We start from the raw sequence: 7,597 nt of genomic DNA on the forward strand, positions 1-7,597 counted from the left end.
TTGGGCCGATTTTCAAGCCGGTTGGCTGATTATCGTTTTACGCAAATATTTCACAGATACACCGCACAGGTATTTAAGGCGGATATTGGTATGGATCACGTCGCATCAACAGCGCTTGAAAGCGCACAGCAGTTGCCCGCTATTCGGTTTCGTCAAAATGGCCAATTATGTATTAGCCCTGAAGTCAACACTGATTACTTTTGTGCACAAGGGGTGAGCCTAACACAGATGGGTTTGCAAAGCCTTCCCATATGGCTGTTCTCCTGCTCTCAGTTGAAAGAGTTGTTCATTGGTCAAAACCAGCTTAGATCACTGCCCGATTTAATTGGCACACTGACACAACTTCAAGGGCTGTATGTATATGGAAACCGGCTTACTGGCCTACCTGAAACACTAGGGCAGCTCACCCAGCTACAAGTTCTTGATTTAAGCCATCAGCCACTTAGCGAGCTGCCAGCAAGCATCGGCGCACTCGATAAATTACAAACGCTATATTGCAGCAATGCCAAGCTGGAGGATTTGCCAGCTACATTAGGCCAATGCCAAAGTTTAACCTATTTGAATATCGAGAATAACCAGCTTCGCACACTGCCAGAAGCATTGGGACAGTGTGCGAGACTTATTGAACTGCGGTTCAGCGGCAATGCTCTTGGCCAGTTACCAGCCAGCTTCGAACTACTAGAAGAGTTGCGCGAATTACATTGCCAAAAATGTGATTTCCATGAGTTGCCAAAGGTCATTGAAGCCTATGGCAAACTAGAGGTTTTGGTGCTGCGTGATAATCATATAAAACAGCTACCTGCATTTGTAGGTAGATTGAATGAACTGCAACATATTGACTTGCGCGGCAACCCGATTAACGAACTGCCCGAAAGCCTTCTCGAGCTTGGCAAATTACGCCGGCTTGATTTACGTTGGACACAGATAGACCCTGAAGCCCCGCTTGTAATGAAGCTGCGTCAACAAGGCACTTTGCTATATATTTGAGCGCAAAAAAGCCTCATGCAAAGTGCATCAAGCGGTCACTTCACCATAGGTATCTGGTAATTGGATTATAGGGTAGTGGATAATGGGTAGTGGGTAAATTTGCGATGCGATACTGATGCAAAACATTCGTAAATAAGTTGTAACTCTTAAAGAGCCTATGGTTTGGCAGCATTACTTTTTCAGGTAGCCCCGCAGTCAAAACCATAGGCATAAGCCTAGGTATAGGTACACGCTTTCCTGTACCACTACTTTTACTATACTGACGGATTCATTTGATGATGGCGTAAAAGTAGCAAACAACCGCCACGATGTCAAATGTATTTTTTAAAAATACTTATAGTACCAATATTCCTATAAGTAATTATCATTTAAATATTGGTTTTTCAGTTATATAGCAAAGTAATTCCCCTATTCAGCCTGTGGGTATTGCTAAATTGCAATTACAAATATACCCCAATAATGGTTATTTTCTAATCAATATCTTCTGGCAGATCTTCGTTTGGCCAGCTGACCAAAAAGTCTTCATAGTCTTCCGGCTCCAGGCCATCTTCGGTGACGGTCTTATCTTGCACCGATACACCTGCATGATGCACAGTTTGAGGATCTCCTGAGACCAACGGATGCCACCAGTACAGCTCCTTGCCCTCTTTTATTAGCCGGTAGGCACAGGTTGGCGGTAGCCATTTGAGCTCGCGCACCACTTTTGGGGTCAGTTGAACACAATCTGGTACGAAATTGAACCGATCTTCATAGTTTTTGCACCTACATGTGTTCCCATCGAGTAAAGTACAGGCAACATAGGTCCAGTGAATTTCACCGGTATCCCAGTCTTCAAGTTTGTTAAGACAGCAGCGGCCACAACCGTCGCACAGGCTTTCCCACTCACTTAAAGACATTTGTTCCAATGCTTTAGCTTTGTAGAAAGGAAGGGGATCGGTATTTTTCTTGGTGACCATTTATTGTTTTCTTTCTGCTTTATCCTCCGGTCTGCTACTACCGGAAAATGATGGCTTGGCGCGACTCACCATTGCCTATAGGCATATAGGTGTCTAGCTGGCTTAATGCTTTAAAAACAAAGGCCTTTAGTGCCAGTTTCACATAGACGGATGGGTCAAGGTGAAAAACAACTCTGATAACGATCGCGGCGAAAAAGTCACGCAAAAAAAACAGGATAGCATAAAAAAATCACCTAGTGGTGATAGTGATTCGAATGAGCGTTTTTCCGCCAATTTGCTCGCTGCTGATGCATTACTTGACTCAACCCTTTGGAATTTATGGCAGTTTTTACGGGGACTGTGGTTAAGTTACAGCACTTTCCTTCACCGGTTCAAAGTGCGTGGGATACGGCGTTTTTTTGTTGAGATTTTTTCAGAGGGACTAACGATAGGACTTGTGGGCCTCATTGTCATGGGAGCCTATTCGCAATCGGCCTATGAATTAACGCAACGGGCGGACTGGAAAACAACCTCAGATTTTTCCGTAACATTTACAGATAGATACGGGAATCCCATTGGACGACGCGGGATTCTTCTAAATGATAAAGTACCGCTGGACGAAATTCCCGACCATCTCATCAAAGCCACTCTCGCCACAGAAGACCGTAGATTTTTTCAACATTTCGGCATCGATATTCTGGGCACGTTCCGGGCTCTTGTTGCCAATGTTCGCGCCGGTGTTGTGGTACAGGGGGGATCATCTATTACCCAACAGTTGGCAAAAAACCTGTTTTTGACCAATGAACGCTCACTGGTGCGCAAGGTCAAAGAGGCCTATCTTGCCATGTGGTTAGAGGCAAATCTCACCAAGCGGGAAATTCTCAAGCTGTATCTGGATCGTGCTTATATGGGTGGGGGGACATTTGGTGTAGCAGCGGCTGCCGAATACTACTTCGATAAGGATGTTCGAGAAATCACATTAGCAGAAAGCGCAATGTTAGCAGGGCTTTACAAGGCACCTTCCAAATATGCCCCCCACGAAAATTTACCTAATGCCCGTGCCCGCGCGAATGAAGTTTTAAGCAATATGGTCGAGGCCGGTTTCATGAGTGAGGGACAAGTTATCGCTGCCCGGCGTAACCCGGCAACGCCGGTTAACCGTGGTGTCTCAACGGCTGCAGACTATTATATGGATTATGCTTTTGAGGAAGTGAAGGATTTGGCCGCCCAGTATCCCGAGCTTTTAAATGACAAAGTATTAACGGTTTCGACGACGCTCGATCCGAACCTTCAAAAGGCGGCGGATGATGTTGTTGCGAATAACTTATCCACCTATGGCAAGCGATATGGTGCCTCGGAAGGTGCATTAACTTCGTTAGAACCAAGTGGTGCCGTTCGCGCTATGGTGGGGGGGAGTAACTATGATGAAAGCCAGTTTAACCGGGCAACCAATGCGTTGCGCCAGCCTGGCTCTTCCTTCAAACCCTTTGTTTACATTAGTGCTTTCATGAATGGCTATTCAGCAGAGAGCATCGTTCGTGATGCCCCGATCAACATTGGCGGCTGGTCCCCGAGAAACTATGGTCGGCGGTACCGTGGACCGGTGACTTTAAAAACCGCGCTTACCAAGTCCATCAACACGATACCGGTACGTTTAGCACAGAGTGTGGGGCGTGATAAGATCGTGCGAACGGCGCATATGATGGGTATAAACAGTGAATTGCGCATTTCCCGTCCACTCCCGCTTGGGGTTGCCGAAGTGACCGTGATTGACATGGCCGGAGCTTACGGCGCATTTGCCAGCGGCGGTATTAAGGTGCAACCTTATGCGGTGGAGCAAATTCGCAACTCTAAAGGCAAACTCATTTTCGATCACAAGCGTGATGTCCCAACACCGCTGCGTATATTACCCTTTGAAAAAACGGCGGAGATGAATGATATCCTCGTTAATGTGGTACAAGCTGGCACCGGGCGACGCGCCCGGTTAGAAGGTATCACCGCTGCCGGAAAAACCGGAACGACACAGGCTTATCGGGACGCATGGTTTGTTGGCTATACCGGTAACTTTATAACTTCTGTATGGTTCGGAAATGATGATTTTTCGCCATCAAAACGGATGACGGGCGGCAGCTTGCCAGCGATGACTTGGCAAGCCTACATGAAAATTGCTCACGAAGGAGTTGAACTTAAGCCCATGCCTGGCGTTGATCCTGCGGACTATGATTTGCGGATAAGCTCGGTTTCCGATGGCAAAAACACCATCAATAACCCACCTAATTTGCTTAATAAGGATTCTGAGAATGTTTTGAAAGCAATCAACCGCCGCTTTGAAGTTCTGTTGCAAAGCTTTGATGAAAAGCAAGTTGATCTCACTCCAACTCTTGACAGCACAAAGCAGGAGATTTCGGGATGAGCTTGACCTCTACTGCTAAAGTTAAGGCAAAAAACAATCATTCGAAAAAAACTGAGGCGTCTCACCTGGCTGAAGATGGCAAGCTTACAGAGGTTACTTCCTATCAAAGTGAGGGGAAAGATGTTCACACCCGCGCTGTTGGGGGTGGAGAAATAGGCATTGCCCTTCCTTTACCTTCAGAGGCTCATCATTTTGATCCTGAAACTGAATGGCAAAAACCATGGCCTAAAGTTTCAAAGTTACTTTATAAAACACCTATCATCACATTCGGCCCGTTTCTTTTGTTTTTAATTATTGCTGTTTGCGTTGGCGTTGGCAGTGCATATGTTTCACTTAATCACGGGTCGCCTTTTCATTCGCTCGAAAGCGGTGTTTGGGTGGCACATCCGTTGGCAGGGACAAAACAGGATGACCCTTATAGCACTGCAATATTTGCAAGAACCCTTCGCATTCCACTTGGTAGTGGTGAAGGGCTTGCTTTCTATGCAGTGGTTGACGATGCCGGACGGCCGCTTGATCCCACATGTACCTACGAGATAGAGGGACGCCCTCTACCTGCACGTCTTTGGACGTTAACGGCTGCCGATAACCAGTTACATTTGCTAGCAACGGATGCCAACCGTGCGCATTTAAATAGCTCATTTTTAATACGCAACGCACAAGGCGGCTATGATATCACCTTATCACCCCAAGCTGTGGCGGGTAACTGGCTACCTAGTGGCGGGAGCGATGGACTTGTGTTGGTTCTACGTTTATATGACACGCCACTTGGTGCGGATATTGGCAGCTCCAGCTTGCGTTTGCCCGCCATTACACGGAGCTTTTGTCAATGAGTATAAAGGTAAAGCGTGGTTGGCAGCATAACCTCTCGCAGAAGCTGGCAGGTTGGCAGATCAAAACGTTGATTGGTGACGCAATCACTGTAATTGTCGGGCTTATAATCTCTACGAGTATATACCTTAGCGGCTGGCTACAATCTTTTATCGGCTTTTTACTTCCAGGTTTTCAGGGACGGCAAAAACCCATCTCGAAATGGTTTATCCGGCCATTCAAGGAGCGCTGGCTTGTCAAATATTTATCCCCCCGCTGGATTCTTTGGGGGATTGCCGGTTTCCTATTAGGTAGTATCATTCATATACTGATTATTCTATTTGTGCCCCAGGCAATACCCTTTAGCCTGTATGACAGTGTTGCAAAGTTCGGCCCTAACCGGCAGTTTAACATTTTGCCTCCAGTACTTGCGCGTAGTGAACCCCTACTTGATTTGGACCCCAGCATGCAGCACGCTTTGTGCCGCTTCAATTTGGAAAACGGGCCTTTGAAAGTGATAGGAGATATCCCCTCTCCTTTTTGGTCGCTTGTTTATTTTAATAGTAAAGGTCAGGTGGTGTATAGCCTTAATAATAGTAGTGCCAGCGACCAGGCCCTGTCCTTACTCGTTCTCACAACCGAGCAACTATCTGTTTTGCGCGAAAACCCTCCGGCTGAGCTTGAAAACATGATTGTTCAGGAAACTACAGATCCAAAAGGCTTTGTCATGATACGCGCTTTTATCCCGTCAAAAGCACATTTACCATCTATCAAAACAGGGCTTACTTCGGCTCAATGCCAAGTGGAGCTGGGGGCACAACTATAAACAGGACAACTGTTCACTAAGCTGGTGCTTCAGCACCCCCGGCATATTTGCGCTTGTATTATTTTAGTGGTGCTTTGCGTTCCAAGCCCCAGCCACTATAAATTCTTGAGCGGCGGACTTTCTTTTTTTCTTTATAGGTTGCCAACTCTTTACAGCCTTTATTCATTGCCATGAATTCTGCTGTCAGTGACGCCTGCGCCTGATTGGCATCCCAAACAGCACTTTTTGATGGTGTTTCCAGCTCCAAGCTGTTTATGGCATGACGGTAAGCCATCATACGCAGCCGTAAAGATTGTAATACCCAATCATCCAGATTTTTGTTCTCTTTTGTACGGGCAACGACCCCCCATTGCATGGCTGGAGTGGGGTTTGGGGTGCGGGCCAATGCTGCTAGACGTTCTTTATCAGCTGCAAAAACCCTTTCGCGCACTTGGCAGTAAGGCAACAAGAGTGCCTGATCGCTTTTGGTATCAGCTATCAGTTTGGTGTATCTAACTTCGCTAGCTTTGTAATTTTGCTTTTGTAACAACTCGTAGTAGCGCTCTATGGCTATTTGAGCCTGATTGGTTGTCAACCAACCTGTGCGCCGCAATTCCGCTTGGGTTTTACCTATCCAGTTACTATGGTTTGGGGGGAGAACAAGTGCCCAACCGCGATTGCGCATCTGCTTTTCATCGCTACTTAGATTCAACGTTGATACATCTTCACGGGCAAAGTATCGCTTGGCTTTTCCAGCTTCCATCATAATTTGATCATGAAAATAGTCCGGTTTTGCACGCCCGAAATCACCTTGCGGGCGGGCACAAGCTGTGAGCGACAATACCAAGCCCAGTACAATTATAGGACTATAATTGTGCTGTTTTATCTTTAGAAAAGGAAATTGTTGAAATGACATGCTTAGCCCTATCTCACAGACTAGGGCATTATAGATTAATATTTATCATCTATAAATTTATTTAGGAGTTATTCATCGTGTTATGCATAGTAATGTAGGCTTAGAGCACCTGTCGAAAACAGGTTGATAATGTTGCTCTTCTGTATCACTGTTATTGCTCTCTCCAAAGCTACAACAGTGGGTTAGAGTGTTCATTTTCCCCCTTAGATAAATTCAGGAAATGGCGTCCTTCTTTATCTTCAACTTCAATGACCCAGAAATCAGCATCCATACGCTTTTCTTTTTGTAGCCTATCGAGGATATCTTCGCGCGTTACTTGTTGTTTCAATCGCTCGAATTCACGGTCTTGCTCTTTTGTTTCGCAATAATATGACTGTGGTGCCGGACCATATAAATCATAGCTGCCATTAATATGGTCGACTATAACAAATATACTCCCCGCTTCTTCCGCTCCTTTTTGATTTATAAGAGCATACGCCCCTTCACTAAAGCAGCGCCGGATATAAGCAGTCGTCCAAAACTTAGAGGTAAGACGCATTTGTTACTTTCTGTGATCGTTTGTTTTCTTGGAAACTGGGCTGTTAAAACAATGAATAATTATAGGGCATTTGAATAAAGCAGCTTGCTATTTCATAGAAGCCACAGTACACGACACATTTGCTGAGAGTGACTAAATCTGTTTGAGTGCTGGATTCTTCACCAAAAGGATCCAGAGCTTGTCCAACATCGTT

General features: G+C 45.8%; 7 protein-coding genes. 4 read left to right on the forward strand and 3 right to left on the reverse strand.

The genetic code is table 11. The features are described from left to right. The first annotated feature begins 90 nt into the window (after window positions 1-90). Window positions 91-987: a leucine-rich repeat domain-containing protein gene (locus AYK67_RS13325; RefSeq protein WP_068087703.1), complete on the forward strand. Its 897-nt coding sequence runs from the start codon at window positions 91-93 to the stop codon at window positions 985-987. Window positions 988-1,457: 470 nt separating this feature from the next. On the opposite strand, the gene AYK67_RS13330 is transcribed toward AYK67_RS13325, so the two are convergent. Then, the gene (locus tag AYK67_RS13330; RefSeq protein ID WP_068087708.1) at window positions 1,458-1,943 is read right to left on the reverse strand and encodes a YcgN family cysteine cluster protein; all 486 of its coding nucleotides are present in this window, start codon (window positions 1,941-1,943) and stop codon (window positions 1,458-1,460) included. Between the two features lie 160 nt (window positions 1,944-2,103). Between AYK67_RS13330 and AYK67_RS13335 the strand changes: the two genes are divergently transcribed. Genes AYK67_RS13335 through AYK67_RS13345 form a run of 3 tightly spaced genes read left to right on the forward strand, consistent with a single transcriptional unit; the run spans window position 2,104 to window position 5,971 of the window. Continuing rightward, window positions 2,104-4,335 (forward strand): transglycosylase domain-containing protein, encoded by a 2,232-nt coding sequence (locus AYK67_RS13335; protein ID WP_068087710.1) that lies wholly within the window; start codon window positions 2,104-2,106, stop codon window positions 4,333-4,335. Next, on the forward strand, window positions 4,332-5,168 hold the full coding sequence (locus tag AYK67_RS13340; RefSeq protein WP_082735819.1) for a DUF1214 domain-containing protein: 837 nt from the start codon (window positions 4,332-4,334) through the stop codon (window positions 5,166-5,168). The genes AYK67_RS13335 and AYK67_RS13340 overlap by 4 nt, the downstream gene beginning before the upstream one ends. Further along, window positions 5,165-5,971: a DUF1254 domain-containing protein gene (locus AYK67_RS13345; RefSeq protein WP_208976301.1), complete on the forward strand. Its 807-nt coding sequence runs from the start codon at window positions 5,165-5,167 to the stop codon at window positions 5,969-5,971. The genes AYK67_RS13340 and AYK67_RS13345 overlap by 4 nt, the downstream gene beginning before the upstream one ends. A gap of 58 nt (window positions 5,972-6,029) precedes the next feature. Here AYK67_RS13345 and AYK67_RS13350 read toward each other — a convergent pair whose 3' ends face one another. Together AYK67_RS13350 and AYK67_RS13355 are read right to left on the reverse strand one after the other, a co-directional pair. Beyond that, window positions 6,030-6,866: a hypothetical protein gene (locus AYK67_RS13350; protein ID WP_068087712.1), complete on the reverse strand. Its 837-nt coding sequence runs from the start codon at window positions 6,864-6,866 to the stop codon at window positions 6,030-6,032. 169 nt (window positions 6,867-7,035) lie between these two features. Beyond that, window positions 7,036-7,404: a DUF1491 family protein gene (locus AYK67_RS13355; protein WP_068087714.1), complete on the reverse strand. Its 369-nt coding sequence runs from the start codon at window positions 7,402-7,404 to the stop codon at window positions 7,036-7,038. Between the last annotated feature and the right edge of the window lie 193 nt (window positions 7,405-7,597).

The sequence above is a fragment of the Polycladidibacter stylochi genome, assembly GCF_001562055.1.
GTDB classification, from domain to species: domain Bacteria; phylum Pseudomonadota; class Alphaproteobacteria; order Rhizobiales; family Stappiaceae; genus Pseudovibrio; species Pseudovibrio stylochi.